This window comes from Pseudomonas antarctica (assembly GCF_900624995.1).
GTDB classification, from domain to species: domain Bacteria; phylum Pseudomonadota; class Gammaproteobacteria; order Pseudomonadales; family Pseudomonadaceae; genus Aquipseudomonas; species Aquipseudomonas antarctica.
This window is the reverse complement of sequence record NZ_UYXQ01000002.1, coordinates 13,062-34,994: the sequence shown is the minus strand read 5'-3', so window position 1 is coordinate 34,994 and position 21,933 is coordinate 13,062. Positions and strand designations below refer to the sequence as shown.

The 21,933-nt window shown below is 59.4% G+C and carries 16 protein-coding genes, 2 tRNA genes and 2 pseudogenes; 16 read left to right on the top strand and 4 right to left on the bottom strand.

Features of this window, described 5'->3' with window-relative positions; genetic code table 11:
• Nucleotides 1-56: 56 nt before the first annotated feature.
• From hfq to E0F99_RS31000, 8 genes and pseudogenes are all read left to right on the top strand, one after another.
• Nucleotides 57-317, top strand: coding sequence for an RNA chaperone Hfq (gene hfq / locus E0F99_RS01900; protein WP_083355553.1), 261 nt, complete (start codon nucleotides 57-59; stop codon nucleotides 315-317).
• A 12-nt stretch (nucleotides 318-329) separates the two neighbouring features.
• Complete coding sequence (hflX, locus tag E0F99_RS01895; RefSeq protein WP_083355552.1) at nucleotides 330-1,631, top strand: ribosome rescue GTPase HflX; 1,302 nt, start codon at nucleotides 330-332, stop codon at nucleotides 1,629-1,631.
• Nucleotides 1,632-1,727: 96 nt separating this feature from the next.
• Nucleotides 1,728-2,903 (top strand): FtsH protease activity modulator HflK, encoded by a 1,176-nt coding sequence (hflK, locus tag E0F99_RS01890; RefSeq protein WP_083355551.1) that lies wholly within the window; start codon nucleotides 1,728-1,730, stop codon nucleotides 2,901-2,903.
• Complete coding sequence (gene hflC / locus E0F99_RS01885; protein ID WP_083355550.1) at nucleotides 2,903-3,769, top strand: protease modulator HflC; 867 nt, start codon at nucleotides 2,903-2,905, stop codon at nucleotides 3,767-3,769. The genes hflK and hflC overlap by 1 nt, the downstream gene beginning before the upstream one ends.
• 305 nt (nucleotides 3,770-4,074) lie before the next feature.
• A complete protein-coding gene (locus E0F99_RS01880; RefSeq protein WP_083355549.1) occupies nucleotides 4,075-5,262 on the top strand; it encodes an ATP phosphoribosyltransferase regulatory subunit in 1,188 nt (395 codons plus the stop codon).
• Nucleotides 5,263-5,316: 54 nt separating this feature from the next.
• Nucleotides 5,317-6,606: an adenylosuccinate synthase gene (locus tag E0F99_RS01875; RefSeq protein WP_083355548.1), complete on the top strand. Its 1,290-nt coding sequence runs from the start codon at nucleotides 5,317-5,319 to the stop codon at nucleotides 6,604-6,606.
• A 112-nt stretch (nucleotides 6,607-6,718) separates the two neighbouring features.
• Nucleotides 6,719-7,774: pseudogene (locus tag E0F99_RS31005) on the top strand (methyl-accepting chemotaxis protein); the annotation flags it as partial.
• 411 nt (nucleotides 7,775-8,185) lie between these two features.
• Nucleotides 8,186-8,680: pseudogene (locus E0F99_RS31000) on the top strand (methyl-accepting chemotaxis protein); the annotation flags it as partial.
• A gap of 102 nt (nucleotides 8,681-8,782) precedes the next feature.
• Here E0F99_RS31000 and E0F99_RS01865 read toward each other — a convergent pair.
• The 4 genes from E0F99_RS01865 to E0F99_RS01850 form a co-directional block, all read right to left on the bottom strand.
• Nucleotides 8,783-10,348, bottom strand: a complete 1,566-nt coding sequence (locus tag E0F99_RS01865) for an ABC transporter permease (RefSeq protein WP_083355546.1) — start codon at nucleotides 10,346-10,348, stop codon at nucleotides 8,783-8,785.
• Complete coding sequence (locus E0F99_RS01860; RefSeq protein ID WP_130908687.1) at nucleotides 10,348-11,373, bottom strand: iron ABC transporter substrate-binding protein; 1,026 nt, start codon at nucleotides 11,371-11,373, stop codon at nucleotides 10,348-10,350. Before E0F99_RS01860 ends, E0F99_RS01865 begins: the two co-directional genes overlap by 1 nt.
• Before the next feature lie 145 nt (nucleotides 11,374-11,518).
• Nucleotides 11,519-11,605, bottom strand: a tRNA-Leu gene (locus E0F99_RS01855).
• A 176-nt stretch (nucleotides 11,606-11,781) separates the two neighbouring features.
• Nucleotides 11,782-11,868 (bottom strand) — tRNA-Leu (locus tag E0F99_RS01850).
• A 224-nt stretch (nucleotides 11,869-12,092) separates the two neighbouring features.
• Between E0F99_RS01850 and rnr the strand changes: the two genes are divergently transcribed.
• From rnr to E0F99_RS01810, 8 genes are all read left to right on the top strand, one after another.
• Entirely contained in the window at nucleotides 12,093-14,726 is a 2,634-nt protein-coding gene (gene rnr / locus E0F99_RS01845; protein WP_083355544.1) for a ribonuclease R, read from the top strand.
• Nucleotides 14,723-15,478, top strand: coding sequence for a 23S rRNA (guanosine(2251)-2'-O)-methyltransferase RlmB (gene rlmB, locus E0F99_RS01840; protein ID WP_083355543.1), 756 nt, complete (start codon nucleotides 14,723-14,725; stop codon nucleotides 15,476-15,478). The genes rnr and rlmB overlap by 4 nt, the downstream gene beginning before the upstream one ends.
• A 311-nt stretch (nucleotides 15,479-15,789) precedes the next feature.
• Complete coding sequence (gene rpsF, locus E0F99_RS01835; protein ID WP_003217491.1) at nucleotides 15,790-16,212, top strand: 30S ribosomal protein S6; 423 nt, start codon at nucleotides 15,790-15,792, stop codon at nucleotides 16,210-16,212.
• Nucleotides 16,213-16,240: 28 nt separating this feature from the next.
• Nucleotides 16,241-16,471, top strand: a complete 231-nt coding sequence (rpsR, locus tag E0F99_RS01830) for a 30S ribosomal protein S18 (RefSeq protein WP_002551829.1) — start codon at nucleotides 16,241-16,243, stop codon at nucleotides 16,469-16,471.
• Nucleotides 16,472-16,507: 36 nt separating this feature from the next.
• Nucleotides 16,508-17,401, top strand: coding sequence for a hypothetical protein (locus tag E0F99_RS01825; protein ID WP_083355542.1), 894 nt, complete (start codon nucleotides 16,508-16,510; stop codon nucleotides 17,399-17,401).
• 18 nt (nucleotides 17,402-17,419) lie between these two features.
• Nucleotides 17,420-17,866 carry a 50S ribosomal protein L9 gene (gene rplI, locus E0F99_RS01820; protein ID WP_003171376.1) on the top strand — a complete coding sequence of 149 codons (447 nt, stop codon included), beginning with the start codon at nucleotides 17,420-17,422 and terminating at the stop codon, nucleotides 17,864-17,866.
• A gap of 110 nt (nucleotides 17,867-17,976) precedes the next feature.
• Nucleotides 17,977-19,371 carry a replicative DNA helicase gene (gene dnaB / locus E0F99_RS01815; RefSeq protein WP_064450415.1) on the top strand — a complete coding sequence of 465 codons (1,395 nt, stop codon included), beginning with the start codon at nucleotides 17,977-17,979 and terminating at the stop codon, nucleotides 19,369-19,371.
• Nucleotides 19,372-19,471: 100 nt separating this feature from the next.
• Complete coding sequence (locus E0F99_RS01810) at nucleotides 19,472-21,775, top strand: YgiQ family radical SAM protein (protein ID WP_083355541.1); 2,304 nt, start codon at nucleotides 19,472-19,474, stop codon at nucleotides 21,773-21,775.
• The last annotated feature ends 158 nt before the right edge of the window (nucleotides 21,776-21,933 follow it).

Sequence of the window (21,933 nt, the reverse complement as noted above, 5' to 3'; positions counted from 1 at the left end):
GCCATAAGCTATCTATTTTCCGAATTTTATTATTGATCCTTAAAGGAGTGCGGCACATGTCAAAAGGGCATTCGCTACAAGACCCTTACTTGAATACTTTACGTAAAGAGAAAGTGGGGGTTTCCATCTACTTGGTCAACGGGATCAAGCTGCAAGGCACGATCGAGTCGTTCGACCAGTTCGTGATCCTGCTGAAAAACACCGTCAGCCAGATGGTTTATAAGCACGCTATCTCGACAGTCGTTCCAGTTCGTCCTATCCGTCTGCCTAGCGCAACTGATACCGAACAGGGTGACGCTGAGCCAGGTAACGCCTGATAGGAGTCTCCTTTGTTCTTTGAGCGCCACGGTGGTGGTGAACGAGTGATCCTCGTTCACTTGGATGGACAGGACCCTGAGGCGCGCGAAGATCCGCAGGAGTTTCAGGAGCTGGCAAATTCGGCCGGCGCCGAGACCGTTGCGTTTTTTAACGTGCCGCGTCATCGGCCAACCGCCAAATACTTGATCGGCAGCGGCAAGGTCGAGGAATTGCGCGACCTGGTTCATGCTGAAGAAGCCGATCTGGTGATCTTCAATCACACCCTCACGCCCAGTCAGGAACGTAACCTCGAACGTGTTTTCGAGTGTCGCGTGATCGACCGTACCGGTCTGATTCTCGATATCTTCGCCCAGCGTGCCCGTACCCATGAAGGCAAGCTCCAGGTAGAACTGGCTCAGCTTGACCACATGAGCACCCGGCTGGTTCGTGGCTGGACTCACCTTGAGCGTCAAGGTGGCGGTATCGGCATGCGCGGCCCGGGTGAAACCCAGCTGGAAACCGACCGACGTTTGCTGCGGGTTCGCCTGCGTCAGATCAAGGGCCGCCTGGAAAAGGTGCGCAGTCAGCGCGAGCAATCGCGTCGTGGCCGTATGCGTGCGGACATTCCTACCGTTTCCCTGGTGGGCTATACCAACGCCGGCAAATCCACACTGTTCAATAATGTGACGAAGTCGGACGTGTACGCGGCCGACCAACTGTTCGCCACCCTCGACCCGACCCTGCGCCGTCTGGAACTAGACGACCTGGGGCCGATTGTCCTGGCCGACACCGTGGGCTTCATTCGTCACCTGCCTCACAAGCTGGTCGAGGCGTTTCGGTCTACGCTCGAAGAGTCGAGCAACTCCGACCTGCTGTTGCACGTGATCGATGCGGCTGAACCGGATCGCATGTTGCAGATTGAACAGGTGATGGTGGTACTGGGCGAGATTGGTGCGCAGGACTTGCCGATCCTCGAGGTCTATAACAAACTCGATTTGCTTGAAGGCGTTGAGCCACAAATCCAGCGCGACGAAGATGGTAAGCCTCAGCGGGTCTGGCTGTCGGCGCGTGACGGCAGTGGTTTGGAATTGCTTGAACAAGCCATTGCCGAGTTGCTGGGCAGTGATTTGTTTGTGGGCACCTTGCGCTTGCCTCAGCGTTTTGCTCGACTGCGTGCACAGTTTTTCGAGCTCGGCGCAGTACAGAAAGAAGAGTACGACGAAGAAGGCGTCAGCTTGCTGGCCGTTCGATTGCCGCGCTCGGAGCTGAATCGGCTGGTCAGTCGTGAAGGTGTGGTGCCGACGGAGTTCATCGAACAACACACTTTGCAATAAAAGCCTCCTAAAGCGGTTGTGCCGCGGCAGCAGGCATTCTGTAGCATTGGTCGGCGCGCCGTGGGTGCGTCTTTGCTTTATCAGATGGAGAGCGCTATGGCTTGGAATGAGCCGGGTGGCAACTCGAATAATCAGGATCCTTGGGGTGGTAAACGCCGCAATAATGGCGACCGCAAGGGGCCACCAGATCTCGACGAGGCCTTCCGAAAGCTGCAGGAAAGCCTGAATGGGTTGTTCGGTGGTGGGAAAAAACGTGGTGGTGACGACGGCGGTCGCACAAGCAAGGGCGGTGGCTATGGCCTGCTGGGCCTGGGTCTTGTCGTGCTCGCAGCCGTGTGGCTGTACAGCGCGGTTTATGTAGTTGACGAGCAGGAGCAAGCCGTAGTGCTGCGCTTCGGCAAGTACTACGAGACTGTCGGCCCGGGCCTGAACATCTACTTCCCCCCGATCGACAAGAAGTACATGGAGAACGTCACGCGTGAGCGTGCCTACACCAAGCAGGGCCAGATGCTGACCGAAGACGAGAACATCGTCGAAGTGCCGCTGACCGTGCAGTACAAGATCAGCAATCTTCAGGATTTCGTGCTGAACGTCGATCAACCTGAAATCAGTCTGCAGCAGGCGACTGAAAGCGCCCTGCGCCATGTCGTGGGTTCCACTGCCATGGACCAGGTGCTGACCGAAGGTCGTGAGTTGATGGCCAGCGAGATCAAGGAACGTCTGCAACGGTTCCTCGACACCTATCGCACCGGTATCACCGTTACTCAGGTCAACATACAGAGCGCAGCCGCACCGCGCGAAGTGCAGGAAGCCTTTGATGACGTGATCCGTGCCCGTGAAGACGAGCAGCGTTCGCGCAACCAGGCTGAAACCTACGCCAACGGCGTCGTGCCGGAAGCCCGTGGTCAGGCCCAGCGCATCCTCGAAGATGCCAACGGTTACCGCGACGAAGTGGTCTCGCGCGCCAAGGGTGAGGCTGATCGCTTTACCAAGCTGGTTGCCGAGTACCGCAAGGCGCCGGAAGTCACGCGTGAGCGTCTGTACCTGGATACCATGCAGGAAGTCTTCAGCAACACCAGCAAGGTTCTCGTGACCGGCAGCAAAGGTGGGCAGAACAACCTGCTGTACCTGCCGCTGGACAAGATGATCGAAGGTGGTCGTAGCAGCACCAGCGCACCGTCCACCGGTTCGTCCAGTGCTGCCAACGAAGCAAGCGCCCGTGCGGCCGCTGACTTGCTGCAACAGCAAACACGTACCAGGGAGAGTCGTTGATGAGCAATAAATCGCTGACCGCCCTGATTGTGGGCGTCGTCGTGGTCATCGCTGCCTGGAACTGCTTCTACATCGTGTCTCAGACCGAGCGCGCGGTGTTGCTGCAATTCGGTCGTGTGGTCCAGGCGGATGTCCAGCCGGGCCTGCATGTGAAAGTCCCCTACGTGAACCAGGTGCGCAAGTTCGACGCCCGCCTGATGACCCTGGATGCACCGACACAGCGCTTCCTGACCCTGGAAAAGAAAGCCGTGATGGTTGACGCCTACGCCAAGTGGCGCGTCAAGGATGCCGAGCGCTTCTACACCGCGACTTCCGGCCTCAAGCAGATTGCCGACGAGCGTTTGTCGCGCCGTTTGGAATCGGGCCTGCGTGACCAGTTTGGTAAACGCACCCTGCACGAGGTGGTATCCGGTGAGCGTGATGCGCTGATGGCTGACATCACGCGTTCATTGAACATCATGGCTGAGAAAGAGCTGGGCATCGAAGTTGTCGATGTTCGGGTCAAGGCGATCGACCTGCCTAAGGAAGTGAACCGCAGCGTGTTCGAGCGTATGAGCACCGAGCGTGAGCGTGAAGCCCGTGAGCACCGCGCAAAGGGTAACGAGCTGGCGGAAGGTATCCGTGCGGATGCCGACCGTCAGCGCCGCGTACTGCTGGCAGAAGCTTATCGCGAGTCTGAAGAGGCCCGTGGTGATGGTGATGCTCAAGCGGCGTCGATCTACGCCAAGGCTTACGGCCAGGACCAAGAGTTCTACGCGTTCTACCGTAGCCTGCGCGCTTACCGCGAAAGTTTCGCGAACAAAACCGACGTCATGGTGCTGGACCCAAGCAGCGACTTCTTCCGCTACCTGGAAAAGTCCAAGTAACCAGCCGCTGATTCTGTAGGGTCCACTCCGTCTGGCGGCTAAAATGCCTGGCGGGGTGATCCTTTCAGAAAACGGGTGTATGATGCGGCAGCCGGGAAATTCCCGGCTTTTTTGCGTCTGCATGTTTGATTGTTGTTGTGCGCCGCAGACGCCACAGGTTTTTCGAGGAAAGTGCCCGACGAGGCCGCTAGCAGGCCATTTCGTCACGTCGTTCTTGCGCGTTGTTTATGCAGGAGCCGGGTATTTTCTGCTTCACTCAAGGCTCGGCCGAGGGCTGGCCGCCCGGATCATAGGGGAATGGCGTAATGGCAACGGTAGACCGCTGGCTGCTGCCAGATGGCATCGAAGAAGTACTGCCACCAGAAGCTGCGCGCATTGAAGTAGCGCGTCGCCAGGTGTTGGATCTGTTCCAGAGCTGGGGTTACGAGTTTGTCGTGACCCCGCATATCGAGTACCTGGAATCCCTGCTGACCGGCGCGGGCCAGGACCTGGATCTGCGCACCTTCAAGGTCATCGACCCGCAATCGGGCCGGCAAATGGGCTTTCGGGCCGACATCACGCCGCAAGTGGCGCGTATTGATGCGCACACCCTACGCCGCGAAGGCCCGAGCCGTCTGTGCTACGCCGGCAGCGTACTGCATGCCCAGCCGCGCGCCTTGTCGTCTTCGCGTAGCCCGATCCAGCTGGGCGCCGAGTTGTACGGTGATGCCAGCCCGAGCAGCGACGTTGAGGTGATCAGCTTGATGCTGGCCATGCTGCAGCTGGCTGATGTGCCGGATGTGCACATGGACCTGGGCCACGTCGGTATCTACCGCGGCCTGGCCCGCGCGGCCGGTTTGTCCGGTGAAGTGGAACAACAGTTGTTCGACGCCCTGCAACGCAAGGCTATCGATGAAGTCATCGCCCTGACCGAAGGCATGCCTGCCGACCTCGCCGACATGCTGCGCGCGCTGGTTAACCTGTGCGGTGGTCGTGAAGTGCTGGTGGCTGCCCGTGAGCGCCTGGCCAATGCACCGGCGCCAGTGCTGGCGGCGCTGGATGACGTGCTGGCGATTGCCGAGCGGTTGTCGGCGCGCTTCCCGGCGTTGCCGCTGTATTTCGACCTGGGTGAGTTGCGTGGCTACCACTACCACACCGGTGTGGTGTTCGCGGTGTTTGTGCCGGGTGTTGGCCAGGCCATCGCCCAAGGCGGTCGTTATGACGATATCGGCGCCGACTTCGGTCGGGCCCGTCCGGCGACCGGCTTTTCCACCGATTTGAAAACCCTGGTGACCCTGGGGCGTGCTGAGGTCGAGCTGCCGTCTGGTGGCATCTGGATGCCCGACAGTACGGACGCAGCACTCTGGCAGCAGGTTTGCCAGTTGCGCAGTGAGGGTCAGCGTGTCGTCCAGGCTTTGCCTGGGCAACCATTGGCCGCCGCCCGTGAAGCGGACTGCGACCGGCAATTGATTCTGCAGAACGGGCTTTGGCAATTATCGCCACTGGCTTCTTGAGTTTTCCTGCCGGCCATCGCCGGCACCAAGTTTGCGCGAATGAGGACAAGTGTTATGGGTAAGAATGTCGTAGTCCTGGGCACCCAATGGGGTGATGAGGGCAAAGGCAAGATCGTTGATCTGCTGACCGAACATGCTGCCGCCGTAGTGCGCTACCAAGGTGGCCACAATGCTGGCCATACCCTGGTCATCGATGGCGAAAAAACCGTTTTGCACCTTATTCCGTCGGGCGTGCTGCGCGAAGGCGTGCAGTGCTTGATCGGCAACGGTGTGGTGGTTGCACCTGACGCTCTGCTGCGTGAGATCACCAAGCTGGAAGAGAAAGGCGTACCGGTGCGCGAGCGCCTGCGTATCAGCCCGTCCTGCCCGCTGATCCTGTCCTTCCACGTTGCGCTGGACCAGGCCCGTGAAAAGGCCCGTGGCGAGCTGAAGATCGGTACTACCGGTCGCGGCATTGGCCCGGCCTACGAAGACAAGGTTGCACGCCGTGGCCTGCGTGTGGGCGACCTGCTCAACATGCCGCGCTTTGCAGACAAGCTGCGTGAGTTGGTGGATTACCATAACTTCATGCTGGTGGGTTACTACAAAGAGCCGGCCATCGAGTTTGAAAAGACCCTGGCTGAGTGCAAAGAATACGCTGAGCTGCTCAAGCCGCTGATGCTGGATGTGACTGCCGAGCTGCACGACCTGCGTCGCGCTGGCAAAGACATCATGTTCGAAGGCGCCCAAGGTTCGTTGCTCGACATCGACCATGGCACCTACCCGTACGTGACCAGCTCTAACACCACCGCGGGTGGCGTAGCCACTGGTTCGGGTGTTGGCCCGATGTTCCTGGACTACATCCTGGGCATCACCAAGGCTTACACCACCCGCGTAGGTTCGGGTCCATTCCCGACTGAGCTGTTCGACGAAGTCGGTGCGCACCTGGCCAAACAAGGTCACGAATTCGGTGCTACCACCGGCCGTGCGCGTCGTTGCGGCTGGTTTGACGCTGTTATCCTGCGTCGCGCTATTGATGTGAACAGCATCTCGGGCATCTGCCTGACCAAGCTGGACGTACTCGACGGCCTGGAAACCATCAACATCTGTGTTGGCTACAAAGATGCAGAGGGTAAGGACGTTGCTCCGACCGACGCTGACAGCTACGTAGGCCTGCAGCCTGTGTACGAAGAAGTGCCGGGCTGGACCGAATCGACCGTGGGTGCCAAAACCCTGGAAGAGCTGCCAGCTAACGCTCGTGCTTATATCAAGCGCGTTGAAGAGCTGATCGGCGCGCCAATCGACATTATTTCGACGGGCCCGGACCGCAACGAGACCATCGTACTGCGTCACCCGTTCGCTTAATAAGCTGTTGATGTAAAAAGCAAAGGGCTCCTTCGGGAGCCCTTTTTCGTGCCCGCCTGGTAAACGGCACGACCCTTGCTATGGTTCTTTCTTTCGCGGTGCTATCAAATTAATGGCACCCGTGATGGAGGGATTCCCAGTGTCTGCCGTTCTCTCATTGTTACAAAGCCGACTGTTGCGGCCGGTGTTCGTTACCCTAGGTATCGCTCTTTTGGTGCAAGTGCTGGTGGCCGTCGCCCTGACGCGAAGCACGGTCACGGCGTTGGAAGCTGATTTGGGCAATCGCCTGGGTATCGACAGCCAGAAACTGTCTGGCGAGCTGGCGCAAGCTGGCAAGGAAGTAACATCCAGCCTCGACAGCTTGTCTTCCAATACACGCCAGCGTCTGACCGCCGGGCTTTCCGCGCGGCTGCAAGGCGAGCAGAAGCAGTTGCGTGCGACCCTGGAAAAAGACCTGCAAGATTCTGCCAACGACATGGCACAACTGTTGGCCTCGGTGGCGCCACGTGCCATGTGGGACAGTGATGTGCCGACGCTGTCGGAGTTTGCCCGGCGTGCCCAACGCAATCCCAACGTATTGTTCGTGGTGTATGACGACGCGGCCGGGGAGCATCTGACGCGTTATCTGAACCGTGACAACCTGATCAACCAGGCGTTGCTCGCGAAGGGGCAGGGAGACCGTGCCTTGGATAAAGTCTTGGACGCGGCAAAAAATGATCCTTCCGTGTTCTATGTCGAAGCGTCTATCAGCCCCAACGGCGTCGAGATCGGCAAGGTCCGCATGGGGGTTTCGACCGCGTCGGTAGAGATCGACCTGGCTGCGCTGGATAAACGTTTTGCCGCACTGATCGCCAGCAGTGATCAACTGGTGGGCGACAGCCTCAAGGGGGCTGCGGCAGATAGCGCGGCGGCCATGGGCGCGCGCCTGCAGTCTGCGCAAGCCACCGCCACGCAGATGACCGCTAACACTTCCAGCGCCGTGCAAGAGGCAGCAGGCACGTTGCGTTGGCGCATTGGCATGGGGCTTGCGGCGGTAGGCTTCGGCGTATTGCTGCTGATTGCTATCGTGCTGGGGCGCCGTGTGGTCAATCGCCTGAAGTTGTTGATTGCAGCCATGGATGACCTGGCGGCGGGCGAAGGCGACCTCACCAAGCGTGTGCAGATCAGCAGCAAGGATGAAATCGGCGATATGGCTTCGGCGGTGAATCGCTTTGTGGATAAGTTGCAGCCGATTGTGCGTGAGGCGGGCGATGTCGCTCAGCGTACCGGTGTGGAGATCGGCGCGATGACCTTACGCAATGCCGGGGCTGACAAGGCCGCCGGTTTGCAGCGTGATGAGGTGGCCGAGAGCTTGCGCGCGCTGTCGCAAATGGCGGACGAGGCTCAGGCCGAAAGTCATGCGATGCAAGCGGCGTTGCAACAGGTGGTGGAAATCCGCCAGGCAACGGATGAAAACTCGCGCACTTCAGCGCAGGTCGGCAGCTTGATCGAAGCGTTGGCGGGGCAGGTGCAGGCGGGTTCTCAGGTTATTGAGCGCCTGGCGCAGCAAAGCGAACAAATTGAAGTGGTGCTGACGGTGATTCACGGCATTGCCGAGCAGACCAATTTGCTGGCACTTAACGCAGCGATCGAAGCCGCGCGTGCCGGTGAGACCGGGCGTGGCTTCGCGGTAGTGGCCGACGAGGTGCGTGCCCTGGCCAGCAAAACCCAGAGTTCCACGGGTGATATTCAGGCGCATATCGTGGCGTTGCAACAGGGCGCACGTGAGGCGGTGGAAACTATCGGCAAGGCGGGGCGTCAGGCGAGCGAAGGCTTGCTGGTGCTGCGCGACAGCGTGCGCCTGCAGCAGACGGTGCAGGCTTCGGTGGAGCAAGTGCATGCGGCGATTGGCTTGGCGACGCGCGCGGCTGAGCATCAGGCGCAAGGTGCGCATGCGGTGCGTGGGCGGGTGGAAGTGATTCATGCGCAGGCCGAGCGTGCTGCCCAGGCGGTGGTGGAAACCACGGCCAGTGGCAAGGTGCTGGACGGGTTGGCGGCGCAGTTGAAGGCGAGCTTGGGGCAGTTTCGGGCTTAGCGTCGTCTGTACCGGCGCAATCGCAGGCAAGCCAGCGCCCACATTCAACTGCATTCCAGCGTTGGAACTCTGCCAACTGTGGGCTTGCCTGCGATTGCGGTCTCAGCGGCTCAGATACATCCGAGTCGTAAGCAGATACACCGGCAGCCCCGACACCAAAATCAACAGCGCCGCATAAGGCGCTGCCGCCGCAAACTCCACATTCGAGGTGTGCGCCCACACGGCTGTCGCGAGGGTATTCAACCCCGTAGGACTGAGCAGCAGCGTCGCAGTCAATTCTTTCATCGCATCCAGAAACACCAGCGCAAATGCCGCGCCCAGTGCCGGGAAGATAATCGGCAAGGTCACCCGGCAAAACGCGCTGAGCGACGATGCGCCCAGTGTGCGTGCAGCCTCTTCCAGCTGCGGCGCGGCCTTGTTCAAGGCGGTTCGAATCGGCGCCTGGGCCAGCGGCAGGAACAGCAGTGCATAAGCGATCAGCAACAATGCCGACGTCTGATAGAGCGCCGGCACATAGTGCAGCGCGAAGTACACCAGTGTCAGTGCAATCACCAAGCCGGGCAGGGCATGCAGCAGATACGGCAGGCGCTCGGCCCAGATCGCCAACTGGCCTTTGTAGCGCACCACCAGCAACCCAACCGGCACGGCCAACACCAGGCACAGTGCCGCGCCACCTAAGGACAGTGCCAGCGAAGACAGCAGCGCCTCAGCAATCTCGGCTACGGGAAATGCCGCCGACGAACCCACCGCCAGCCAATACCCGAGCATCCCCAAAGGAATGCCGCTGCCAATGACCGCCAGCGCCAGGCAATAGAGTTGACCGAGCGGCGCCCATTTGCCCAATTGAACCTGTTCAGCGTGCCGCGCCGCGCCCTGGCCGATGCGCACATGCCGGCCCTTGCCGCGTACGCGCAGCTCCAGCCACAGCAGCGTCAGGCACATCACCAGCAACACCGCCGAGAGCATCGCGGCATTGGCATTGCTGAATTCCAGTTCGAACTGTTGGTAGATCGCGGTGGTAAAGGTCTGCAGGCCGATGATCGACAGTGCACCGAACTCCACCAGCATATGCAAGGCAATCAGCAGTGCCCCGGCCAGTAGCGAAGGCCACAGCAAGGGCAGTGTGATGCGAAAAAATACGCCCCAGCGATTCAGCCCCAAGGTGCGGGCTGATTCTTCCAGGGACGGGTCAAGATTGCGCAGGGTTGCCGCCACCGGCAGAAACACCAGCGGGTATTTGGACAGGGTCATCACCAGGATTGCCCCGGCCAATCCTTCAAAGTTGGCGCTCAGCGACACCCAAGTAAAGCTGCTGACAAACGCCGGCACCGCAAACGGCAGGCACAGGATCACGCCCCAGATGCGCCGGCCCGGCAGATTGCTGCGCTCCAGCAGCCAGGCCAGGGACAGGCCGATCACGCCGCAGGCCACCGTCACGCCAATCATCAACGCCAGAGTGTTGCGCAGCAGCCCGAATACATAGGGCCGCCATAATAAGTGCACCGCCTCCGCCCAGCCCGCCTGCCAGGCCTTGGTCGCGACATAGACCAGTGGCAGCAGGCTCAGACCAACCAGCACCAGAACGGGAATCAGCAGCCAGATCGACGGGCGCTTGCGCCGCGGGCTGAACCCCCCGCGCAAGGCGGGGGTGGGTAGCGATGGGTTCATCAGTTCAAGCCAACCTCACGTTCCAGGTCCAGGGCTTCCTCGGCGTTGCCGAGGTCGGCAGGGGTGACTTTCGGCGGTTGCAGCTCGCTGAAAGGCTTGAGGCCGCGGTTCGATTCCATGCCCTTGCGCAGCGGGTATTCGGCCGAGGTGTTGGTGATCACACGCTGGCCTTCTTCGCTGGTCATGAAGGCGAGTAATTGCTGGGCCTCTTTCGGGTGCTTGCTGGATTTCAGCGCGGCAGCCGAAGACACGGTGATCAGGCCGCCGGCATCGCCATTGGTGAAGTAATGCAGCTGCGAATCCAGGTTGGTTTTTTCTTTCTTGAGCGCGAACCAGTAGTAGTTGTTCACCAGCACGGTGGCCACTTCACCGTTTTCCACGGCCTTAAGGGCGACCATGTTATTGCTGTAGACCTTGCCGAAGGCGCGCAGGCCGGTCAGCCATTCTTCAGCGGCTTCACGCCCGTGCAGCTTGATGATCGCCACGGCTTGTTCCTGGAAGGCACCGCTGGTGGGTACGAAGCCGACTTTGCCTTGCCACTCGGGGCCGGCGAAATCGAGTACCGATTTGGGCAGGTCTTTTTCGGCGATCAGTTTGGGGTTGAACGCCACGACGCGGGTGCGTGCGGTGACGCCCATCCAATCGCCGTTGCTGCCGACATAATCCTTGGGCAAAACGTCGAGGGTGCTGGCATCGATCTTGGCCAGCAGGCCTTGTTCGCCGAGCTTGTTCAGCGGCGGCGATTCTTCGGTGTAGATCACGTCGGCGGGGGAGCGGTCGCCTTCTTCGACGACCTGGCTGGCCAACTGGTTGCTGCTGCCTTTGCGCACATTGACGTGAATGCCGGTCTTGGCCTCGAAGGCTTTGGCGAGTTCGTCGCCGACTTCTTTGTGTTGGCCGTTGTACAGGGTCAGTGACACCTTATCGGCGCAGTAGGCGGCAGGCGAGAGCAGGGTCAGGCCGAGCAAAGTGATGGAAAGGCCGCGCAGAAGGGATGCTTTGAGACGGATATCGTTGATCATCATCCGGGTTGTTCCTCGCTTGTATGCAACAAATCATTGCAAGGATAAACGATAAAACTTCTCAAGTACGGACAAGGGAGGAAATCGACGAGCAGGTTTTCAAACGCCGGAAACGAAAAAACCCGCTTTCGCGGGTTTGATCTGAATTTGGTGCCCAGGAGAAGACTCGAACTTCCACGACCTTGCGATCACCAGCACCTGAAGCTGGCGTGTCTACCAATTTCACCACCTGGGCATTATCAACAACGCTTACGCCGTTGATGGAGCGAACTATACGGAGGGCTTTTTGATCTGTAAACCCCTGATTCAAAAATATAAATCAAGATTCTTGTTAAAAATCAAAGGCCTGAAACGCAAAAACCCGCTTTCGCGGGTTTTTTGAGACTCAAGACAGAACCTTGAGTTTGAAATTGGTGCCCAGGAGAAGACTCGAACTTCCACGACCTTGCGATCACCAGCACCTGAAGCTGGCGTGTCTACCAATTTCACCACCTGGGCAGCATCAACAACGTTGCCGTCGTCGATGGCGCGCACTATACGGAGGCGATTTTAAGCTGTAAAGCCCTGCTATGAAAAAAGTCTGGAAAATTTCGCCAATGGTCGTGCAAGGTGCATTCCGAGGGCGACAAAGGGCTTTTAAACGCTTGTTGATGCCTGAAATTTCCCGTTTCAATACGCGTATGCCAAACTAACCCGCATATAGACAAGGTGAAAACTCTCTAATGGCCGATTGGCAGTCCCTCGATCCCGAGGCCGCTCGTGAAGCGGAAAAATATGAAAACCCTATTCCTAGCCGCGAACTGATCCTGGCGCACCTCGCCGATCGTGGTTCGCCTGCTAGCCGTGAGCAACTGGTTGAGGAATTCGGTCTGACCACCGAAGACCAGCTCGAAGCCCTGCGCCGCCGTTTGCGTGCCATGGAGCGCGATGCTCAACTGATCTACACCCGCCGTGGCACTTACGCGCCCGTGGATAAGCTCGACCTGATCCTGGGTCGCATCGCCGGCCACCGTGACGGCTTTGGCTTCCTGATCCCGGACGACGGCAGTGACGACCTGTTCATGAGCCCGGCGCAAATGCGTCTGGTGTTCGATGGTGATCGTGCCCTGGCGCGCGTTTCCGGTCTGGACCGTCGTGGTCGCCGTGAAGGTGTGATCGTCGAAGTGGTGTCGCGTGCCCACGAGTCCATCGTCGGCCGTTACTTCGAAGAAGGTGGTATTGGCTTTGTTGTGCCGGATAACCCGAAGGTCCAGCAGGAAGTGCTGATTACCCCGGGCCGCAATGGCGCCGCCAAGGTCGGCCAGTTCGTCGAGGTGAAAATCACCCACTGGCCAACTGCGCGCTTCCAACCGCAGGGCGATATCGTTGAAGTGGTCGGCAACTACATGGCGCCGGGCATGGAAATCGACGTTGCGCTGCGCACCTACGATATCCCTCACGTCTGGCCTGAGGCTGTGCTCAAAGAAGCCGCCAAGCTCAAGCCGGAAGTGGAAGAGAAAGACAAAGAGAAACGCATCGACCTGCGTCATCTGCCGTTCGTCACCATTGACGGCGAAGATGCCCGCGACTTCGACGATGCGGTCTACTGCGAAGCCAAGCCTGGCAAGCTGCGCCTGTTCTCTGGCGGCTGGAAGTTGTTCGTCGCGATTGCCGACGTGTCCAGCTACGTGAAGATCGGTTCGGCCCTGGACAACGAAGCCCAGGTGCGCGGTAACTCCGTGTACTTCCCTGAGCGCGTGATCCCGATGCTGCCTGAGCAGCTGTCCAACGGCCTATGCTCTCTGAACCCGAAAGTCGACCGTTTGGCCATGGTGTGCGAGATGACCATCTCGAAAACCGGCGAAATGACCGACTACCAGTTCTACGAGGCGGTGATCCATTCCCAGGCGCGCCTGACCTACAACAAGGTCAGCACCATCCTGGAGCAGCCGAAAACCAGCGAAGCCAAAGCGCTGCGCGGTGAGTATGGCCATGTCGTGCCGCACCTCAAGCAGTTGTACTCGCTGTACAAAGTGTTGCTGGGTGCACGTCATGTGCGTGGCGCGATCGATTTTGAAACTCAGGAAACCCGAATTGTCTTCGGCTCCGAGCGCAAGATCGCCGCAATCACTCCGACCACGCGTAATGATGCGCACAAGTTGATCGAGGAATGCATGCTGGCGGCCAACGTGGCCACTGCTGAGTTCCTGAAAAAGCACGAGATTCCTGCGTTGTACCGGGTGCATGACGGCCCGCCGCCGGAGCGTCTGGAGAAGCTGCGCGCGTTCCTCGGCGAGCTTGGCCTGTCCCTGCACAAAGGCAAGGATGGCCCGACGCCGAAGGACTACCAGGCGCTGCTTGCGAGCATCAAGGACCGTCCGGATTACCACGTGATCCAGACAGTAATGCTGCGCTCCCTGAGCCAAGCGGTGTACAGCGCGGATAACCAGGGCCACTTTGGCCTGAATTACGAAGCGTACACCCACTTTACTTCGCCGATTCGCCGTTACCCGGACCTGCTCACGCACCGCGCGATCCGCAGCGTGATCCATTCCAAGCAGAACACCCCGCACGTCAAGCGTGCCGGTGCCATGACCATTCCGAAAGCACGGATTTATCCGTACGACGAAGCGGCGCTGGAACAGTTGGGCGAGCAGTGCTCCATGAGCGAGCGCCGTGCCGACGAAGCCACTCGTGACGTAGTGAACTGGCTCAAGTGCGAGTTCATGAAAGACCGCGTGGGCGAGTCGTTCCCTGGCGTCATCACGGCCGTCACCGGCTTTGGTCTGTTCGTTGAGCTGACTGACATCTATGTCGAGGGCCTGGTGCACGTCACCGCCTTGCCGGGTGACTACTACCACTTTGACCCTGTGCATCACCGCCTGGCGGGCGAGCGCAGCGGTCGCAGCTTCCGCTTGGGCGATACCGTGGAAGTGCAGGTCATGCGCGTCGACCTTGATGAGCGCAAGATCGACTTCGGCATGCCTGACAAGCCCGCCGAACCGGCTGGCCGTAAAAAACGTGGCGCCGAGACGACTGCGCCAGCAAGCAAAGGTAAAGGTGCTCCTGCGAAAGCAGTGGCCGCCGAGCCTGCGCCAGCCAAGGCGGGTCGTCGTTCGTCAGCCAAGGACAAGGCCCCCGAAGCCTACCGCCCAAGCGACGCTGCGGCGAAAAACGCTGAGCTGCGCAAGAGCCGCGAGTTGAAGCAGCAGTTGCTCAGCGAAGCCAAGAGCGGTGGTAAAGCGGCGTCTGGGGGAAAGTCCCGCGAGGCGGAAAAGCCGTCGAGCAAGCCGAGTAAACACCGTAAAGGCCCGCCCAAAGCGGGCTCGGCCCCCGCGAAAAGCGGCGGGTCGCGCAAACCTAAGGCCAAGTCATGAGTCTGGAAAAGATCTACGGCGTGCACGCCGTAGAAGCACTGCTGCGTCACCACCCCAAGCGCGTCAAGCAGGTGTGGTTGGCCGAAGGTCGCAGCGAGCCGCGCGTACAAGCGCTGGTCGAGCTTGCCACCCAAAATAAAGTCGCCATCGGCCAGGCCGAGCGACGCGAAATGGACGTCTGGGTAGAAGGCGTTCACCAGGGCGTGGTAGCGGACGTCAGCCCAAGCCAGGTCTGGGGCGAGGCCATGCTCGACGAGCTGCTCGATCGCACCGAAGGCGCGCCGCTGTTGCTGGTGCTGGACGGCGTGACCGACCCGCACAATCTCGGGGCCTGCCTGCGTTCGGCGGATGCTGCTGGCGCACTGGCGGTAATCGTGCCTAAAGACAAGTCGGCGACATTGACGCCGGTTGTGCGCAAAGTGGCCTGCGGTGCGGCGGAAGTGATTCCGCTGGTGGCCGTGACCAACCTGGCGCGCACCCTGGAGAAACTCCAGCAGCGCGGCCTTTGGGTCGTGGGTACGGCAGGCGAGGCTGAGGTCAGCATTTATGATCAGGACCTCACCGGCCCGACCATCCTGATCATGGGCGCAGAAGGCAAAGGCATGCGTCGCCTGACCCGTGAGCATTGCGATTACCTGGTGCACCTGCCGATGGCCGGTAGCGTCAGCAGTCTCAACGTTTCAGTCGCAACGGGCGTCTGTCTGTTCGAAGCCCGGCGTCAGCGTGGCGTGAAGTCGAAGACTAAAAAGTAATTTGAGCCTGGCATAGATTCAAAATGTGGGAGGGGGCTTGCTCCCGATAGCGCGGGGTCAGTCAATAGAAGGTGTTGGATGTGCCACTGCCATCGGGAGCAAGCCCCCTCCCACCCTTCGTTTTGCAGTGTTTGGAAGATTGTTCAAATAATCGCCAATCACCTTGCGCGGTTTCTCCCCCTTCTCTACAATTGCGCCCCTTGCCTTCCTGGCAGGCACCTACGTGCCTCCCTGCGGCAAGATCCATAAGTGTCATTCACTCCTTGTCTGACCGTTTTTGAGCGGCAGGCTACAACCCGTAAGGAGCATTCATGCGTCATTACGAAATCATCTTTTTGGTCCACCCGGATCAAAGCGAGCAAGTCGGCGGCATGGTTGAGCGTTACACCAAGCTGATCGAAGAAGACGGCGGCAAAATCCACCGTCTGGAAGATTGGGGCCGTCGTCAACTGGCCTACGCAATCAACAATGTTCACAAGGCTCACTACGTGATGCTGAACGTTGAATGCACTGGCAAGGCCCTGGCCGAGCTGGAAGACAACTTCCGCTACAACGATGCAGTGATCCGTAACCTGGTCATCCGTCGCGAAGAAGCCGTTACCGGCCAATCCGAGATGCTCAAGGCTGAAGAAAACCGCAGTGAGCGCCGTGAGCGTCGCGACCGTCCTGAGCACGAAGGCGCTGAAAGCGCTGATAGTGATGACAGCGACAACAGCGATAACGCTGACGAGTAATCCACGGACCTTTTAAGGAGCCTATCAAATGGCACGTTTCTTCCGTCGTCGTAAATTCTGCCGCTTCACCGCTGAAGACGTGAAAGAGATCGATTACAAAGATCTCAACACTCTGAAAGCCTACGTATCCGAGACCGGCAAAATCGTTCCAAGCCGTATCACCGGTACCAAAGCACGTTATCAGCGTCAGCTGGCCACCGCTATCAAGCGCGCCCGCTTCCTGGCCCTGCTGGCCTACACCGACAGCCACGGCCGCTGAGACCGGGCAGTCGACAAGTAGTAAGGGATTGAATGCATGCGCGCCTTAGCTGAGTTCATCATGCGCGGTCGCGTGCAGGCCACTCTGGTAGTGGCTGGATGTGCGGCATTGCCGCTGCTTTATTGGTTGGGTGCTGCCGCGGGTTGCCTTGTGCTGCTGCGGCGCGGTTTGAAGGACGCCCTTGGCGTTCTTGCCCTGGGTTTGTTGCCGGCCTTGATCTGGTGGCTGCAAATGGGTGATCCACGGGTACTTCTGGTACTGCTGGGGTCATCGAGCCTTGCGTTGGTTTTACGCGCAAGTGAATCCTGGGTCCGTACGCTGCTGGTCAGCGTGGCATTGGGGTTGGTGTACTCAGTGATGCTTGGCGCGGCTTTCCGCCCGCAAATCGAGGCGCTGTCGCAGGAAATCGTCAAGATCCTGCCAATGGCCCTCGGGGATCTCTACCAGCAATTGTCGGTAGATGAGCGAGCGCGGTTTGCGTCACTGATTGCCCCGGTCCTGACCGGCCTGATTGCGGCATTGTTGCAGATCATCAGCGTGCTGAGCCTGATACTTGGGCGTTATTGGCAGGCGTTGTTGTACAACCCGGGTGGTTTTGGACGCGAATTTCGCAGTGTCAGAATTCCCGCGGGGCCGGCGATGTTGCTGCTGGCGTGCATGGTTGTCGGGCCGAACTTCGGCCCACAGATGGCCTTGCTGGCGCCGATTTGCAGTGTACCGCTGGTGTTTGCCGGGCTGGCCCTGATTCATGGGCTGGTGGCGCGAAAGCGTCTGGCCAAGTTCTGGCTGGTGGGGTTGTACGTAGTGCTGTTGGTATTCATGCAGCTGATCTATCCGTTACTCGTGGTTTTGGCCATTGTCGACGGCCTGATTGATTTTCGCGGTCGTCTGGCGTCGAAAGACGCCGATAACGCGAACGGTGAAGGTTAAAAGTTAGAGGATTTTCACATGCAACTGATCCTTCTGGAAAAAGTCGCCAACCTGGGCAACCTGGGCGACAAAGTGAACGTTAAGGCCGGCTACGGTCGTAACTACCTGCTGCCATACGGCAAAGCTACCGCTGCAACCGCTGCCAACCTGGCTGCGTTTGAAGAGCGTCGTGCTGAGCTGGAAAAAGCAGCAGCAGACAAAAAAGCTTCGGCCGAAACTCGCGCTGCCCAACTGGCTGAGCTGGAAGTGACTATCACTGCCACCGCCGGTGACGAAGGCAAGCTGTTCGGTTCGATCGGCACTCACGACATCGCTGATGCACTGACCGCCTCCGGCGTTGAAGTGCAGAAGAGCGAAGTTCGTCTGCCGAACGGCACCATCCGCAACGTAGGCGAATTCGACGTAGCCGTGCACCTGCACGCCGAAGTTGAAGCCACCGTACGCGTTGTCGTGGTAGCAGCTTAAGCAGTACCTAACTGATTGGCACCTAGCGTGTCAGCCAGTTAACATCGGGCACGATCCTGTTTACAGGTCGTGCCTTTTGTTTTTCTACAAACCCCTAATTCCAAGTGGCCATGAACGATATTTCAGCTCCTGAGCAATACGATCTGCAAACCGCTGCCCTGAAGGTGCCGCCGCATTCCATCGAGGCCGAACAGGCTGTGCTCGGTGGCTTGATGCTGGACAACAACGCCTGGGAACGCGTGCTGGATCAAGTCTCGGACGGTGATTTCTATCGCCATGACCACCGCCTGATCTTCCGTGCCATTGCCAAGCTGGCCGACCAGAACTCACCGATCGACGTGGTGACCCTGGCCGAGCAATTGGACAAGGAGGGCCAGACGTCTCAAGTGGGCGGCCTGGGCTACCTGGGTGAGCTGGCGAAAAACACCCCATCAGTCGCCAACATCAAAGCCTATGCGCAGATCGTGCGTGCGCGGGCCACGTTGCGCCAGTTGATCGGCATCGCCACCGAGATTGCCGACAGCGCCTTCAACCCCGAGGGCCGCACCGCTGAAGAGATTCTCGACGAGGCCGAACGGCAGATCTTTCAGATCGCCGAGGCCCGCCCGAAAACCGGCGGCCCAGTGAGTGTCAACGACCTGTTGACCAAGGCCATCGACCGGATCGATACCTTGTTCAACACCGACAACGCCATCACCGGCCTGTCCACTGGCTACACCGACCTCGATGGCATGACCAGCGGCCTGCAGCCGTCTGACCTGATCATCGTCGCCGGCCGTCCGTCCATGGGTAAAACCACGTTTGCGATGAACCTGGTGGAGAACGCCGTGTTGCGCAGCGATAAGGCCGTACTGGTCTACTCGCTGGAGATGCCAGGCGAATCGTTGATCATGCGTATGCTTTCGTCCCTGGGTCGTATCGACCAAACCAAAGTACGTGCCGGTCGCCTGGAAGACGACGACTGGCCGCGCTTGACGTCGGCGGTCAACCTGCTCAATGACCGCAAGCTATTCATCGATGACACCGCGGGTATCAGCCCCTCGGAAATGCGCGCGCGTACTCGACGCTTGGTGCGTGAGCATGGCGATATCGCCCTGATCATGATCGACTACCTGCAACTGATGCAGATCCCGGGTTCCAGTGGTGACAGCCGGACCAACGAGATTTCTGAGATTTCTCGCTCGTTGAAAGCCCTGGCCAAGGAATTCAACTGCCCGGTGGTTGCCCTGTCGCAGCTCAACCGATCTCTGGAGCAAAGGCCGAACAAACGCCCGATCAACTCCGACTTGCGGGAATCCGGAGCGATCGAGCAGGATGCTGACGTGATCATGTTCGTGTACCGGGACGAGGTATATCACCCGGAAACCGAACATAAAGGCATCGCTGAAATCATCATTGGTAAACAGCGTAACGGCCCGATCGGCACCACGCGCCTGGCCTTTATCGGCAAATACACCCGTTTCGAAAACCTGGCGCCGGGCAGTTATAACTTCGACGACGAGTAAAAAAATCGTCTTGCCAATTCCTACTGCAAAGGTCGGAATTGGTCAAAATTTGTGCTATATTCCGCGCCCGCGATTTTTCATCTCAACACCGGTCACCGTCATGCAAACAGCCAAGCCGTTATTTGACTATCCCAAGTACTGGGCCGAATGTTTCGGTCCTGCGCCATTCCTGCCGATGAGCAGGGAGGAGATGGATCAGCTTGGCTGGGATTCCTGCGACATCATCATCGTCACCGGTGATGCGTACGTGGATCACCCGTCTTTCGGCATGGCAATCATCGGCCGGCTGCTGGAGTCCCAGGGCTTTCGCGTCGGGATCATTGCGCAGCCGAACTGGCAGTCCAAAGACGACTTCATGAAGCTCGGCGAGCCTAACCTGTTCTTTGGCGTCGCGGCCGGCAACATGGACTCGATGATCAACCGCTACACCGCCGACAAGAAAATCCGTTCCGACGACGCCTACACCCCAGGTGGTATGGCCGGCAAACGGCCGGACCGCGCGAGCCTGGTGTACAGCCAGCGTTGCAAGGAAGCCTACAAAAACGTGCCGATCGTACTCGGTGGCATCGAAGCCTCCCTGCGCCGCATCGCGCACTACGACTACTGGCAGGACCGCGTGCGCAACTCGATCCTGATCGACGCCACCGCCGATATCCTGCTGTACGGCAACGCCGAGCGGGCTATCGTCGAAGTCGCCCAGCGCCTGTCGTGGGGCCACAAGATCGAAGACATCACCGATGTGCGCGGCACCGCGTTCATTCGCCGTGACACCCCGGCGGGCTGGTACGAAGTGGACTCCACGCGCATCGACCGCCCGGGCAAGGTCGACAAGATCATCAACCCGTACGTGAACACCCAGGACACCCAGGCCTGCGCCATCGAGCAAGAGAAAGGCCCGGTGGATGACCCTGAGGAAGCCAAGGTCGTACAGATCCTGGCCAGCCCGCGCATGACCCGTGACAAGACCGTGATTCGTCTGCCATCGGTGGAAAAAGTCCGTGGCGACGCGGTGCTTTACGCTCACGCCAACCGTGTGTTGCACCTGGAAACCAACCCAGGCAACGCCCGCGCCCTGGTGCAAAAGCACGGTGAAGTGGACGTGTGGTTCAACCCGCCGCCCATTCCGATGACCACCGAAGAAATGGACTACGTGTTCGGCATGCCTTACGCACGTGTTCCTCACCCGGTTTACGGCAAGGAAAAGATCCCGGCCTACGACATGATTCGCTTCTCGGTGAACATCATGCGTGGCTGCTTCGGCGGCTGTACCTTCTGCTCGATCACCGAGCACGAAGGCCGGATCATCCAGAACCGTTCCGAAGAGTCGATCATTCGCGAAATCGAAGAGATCCGCGACAAAGTGCCGGGCTTTACCGGCGTGATCTCCGACCTCGGCGGCCCGACCGCGAACATGTACCGCATCGCCTGCAAGAGCCCGGAAATTGAATCCGCATGCCGCAAGCCGTCCTGCGTATTCCCAGGCATCTGCCCGAACCTGAACACTGACCACTCGTCGTTGATCCAGCTGTACCGCAGCGCCCGTGCGTTGCCGGGTGTGAAGAAGATTCTGATTGCCTCCGGCCTGCGCTACGACCTCGCGGTCGAGTCGCCGGAATACGTCAAAGAGCTGGTCACCCACCACGTTGGTGGTTACCTCAAGATCGCCCCGGAACACACCGAGGAAGGTCCGCTCAACCAGATGATGAAGCCGGGCATCGGCAGCTATGACAAGTTCAAGCGCATGTTCGAGAAGTACACCAAGGAAGCGGGCAAAGAGCAGTACCTGATTCCTTACTTCATCGCCGCCCACCCGGGCACCACCGATGAAGACATGATGAACTTGGCCCTATGGCTCAAGGGCAACGGCTTCCGTGCCGACCAAGTGCAGGCGTTTTACCCGTCGCCGATGGCCACCGCCACCGCGATGTACCACTCGGGCAAGAACCCGCTGCGCAAGGTCACCTACAAGAGCGACGCGGTGACCATCGTCAAGAGCGAAGAGCAGCGCCGTTTGCACAAGGCCTTCCTGCGCTACCACGACCCGAAAGGCTGGCCGATGCTGCGTGAGGCATTGACCCGCATGGGCCGCGCCGACCTGATCGGGCCGGGCAAAGACCAGTTGATCCCGCTGCACCAGCCGGCCACCGACAGCTACCAGAGTGCCCGTCGCAAGAACTCGACGCCGGCCGGTAGCCATAAGGTTGCCAAGGAAACCACCACCAAGATCCTCACCCAGCACACCGGTTTGCCGCCGCGTGGCAGTGATGGCAGCAACCCGTGGGACAAGCGCGAACAAGCCAAGGCTGCGGCCATGGCGCGCAACAAGCAGGCGGCCAAGGAGCGCGCCGACGCAGCCAAGGGCAAAGGCGGCAAGCCTGCGCGCAAGCCGGTTGTGCCGCGTTAATCGCCGCCTGAACATGCAAAACGCCAGCCTCGTGCTGGCGTTTTGCTTTCTAGCGGGAGGGTAGGCTGTTTGTTAAGGTGGCGCCCATTAGATTGCTATCGCAGGCTTGCCTGCGATGGGGCCGGCCCGGCCACCGTCACTTTCAAGGAAGAACACTT

Coding starts and splice junctions, on each gene's coding strand:
- hfq (WP_083355553.1), top strand. CDS start 57: ATGTCAAAAGGGCATTCGCTACAAGACCCTTACTTGAATACTTTACGT.
- hflK (WP_083355551.1), top strand. CDS start 1,728: ATGGCTTGGAATGAGCCGGGTGGCAACTCGAATAATCAGGATCCTTGG.
- hflC (WP_083355550.1), top strand. CDS start 2,903: ATGAGCAATAAATCGCTGACCGCCCTGATTGTGGGCGTCGTCGTGGTC.
- E0F99_RS01880 (WP_083355549.1), top strand. CDS start 4,075: ATGGCAACGGTAGACCGCTGGCTGCTGCCAGATGGCATCGAAGAAGTA.
- E0F99_RS01875 (WP_083355548.1), top strand. CDS start 5,317: ATGGGTAAGAATGTCGTAGTCCTGGGCACCCAATGGGGTGATGAGGGC.
- E0F99_RS01865 (WP_083355546.1), bottom strand. CDS start 10,348: ATGAACCCATCGCTACCCACCCCCGCCTTGCGCGGGGGGTTCAGCCCG.
- E0F99_RS01860 (WP_130908687.1), bottom strand. CDS start 11,373: ATGATGATCAACGATATCCGTCTCAAAGCATCCCTTCTGCGCGGCCTT.
- rnr (WP_083355544.1), top strand. CDS start 12,093: ATGGCCGATTGGCAGTCCCTCGATCCCGAGGCCGCTCGTGAAGCGGAA.
- rlmB (WP_083355543.1), top strand. CDS start 14,723: ATGAGTCTGGAAAAGATCTACGGCGTGCACGCCGTAGAAGCACTGCTG.
- rpsF (WP_003217491.1), top strand. CDS start 15,790: ATGCGTCATTACGAAATCATCTTTTTGGTCCACCCGGATCAAAGCGAG.
- rpsR (WP_002551829.1), top strand. CDS start 16,241: ATGGCACGTTTCTTCCGTCGTCGTAAATTCTGCCGCTTCACCGCTGAA.
- E0F99_RS01825 (WP_083355542.1), top strand. CDS start 16,508: ATGCGCGCCTTAGCTGAGTTCATCATGCGCGGTCGCGTGCAGGCCACT.
- rplI (WP_003171376.1), top strand. CDS start 17,420: ATGCAACTGATCCTTCTGGAAAAAGTCGCCAACCTGGGCAACCTGGGC.
- dnaB (WP_064450415.1), top strand. CDS start 17,977: ATGAACGATATTTCAGCTCCTGAGCAATACGATCTGCAAACCGCTGCC.
- E0F99_RS01810 (WP_083355541.1), top strand. CDS start 19,472: ATGCAAACAGCCAAGCCGTTATTTGACTATCCCAAGTACTGGGCCGAA.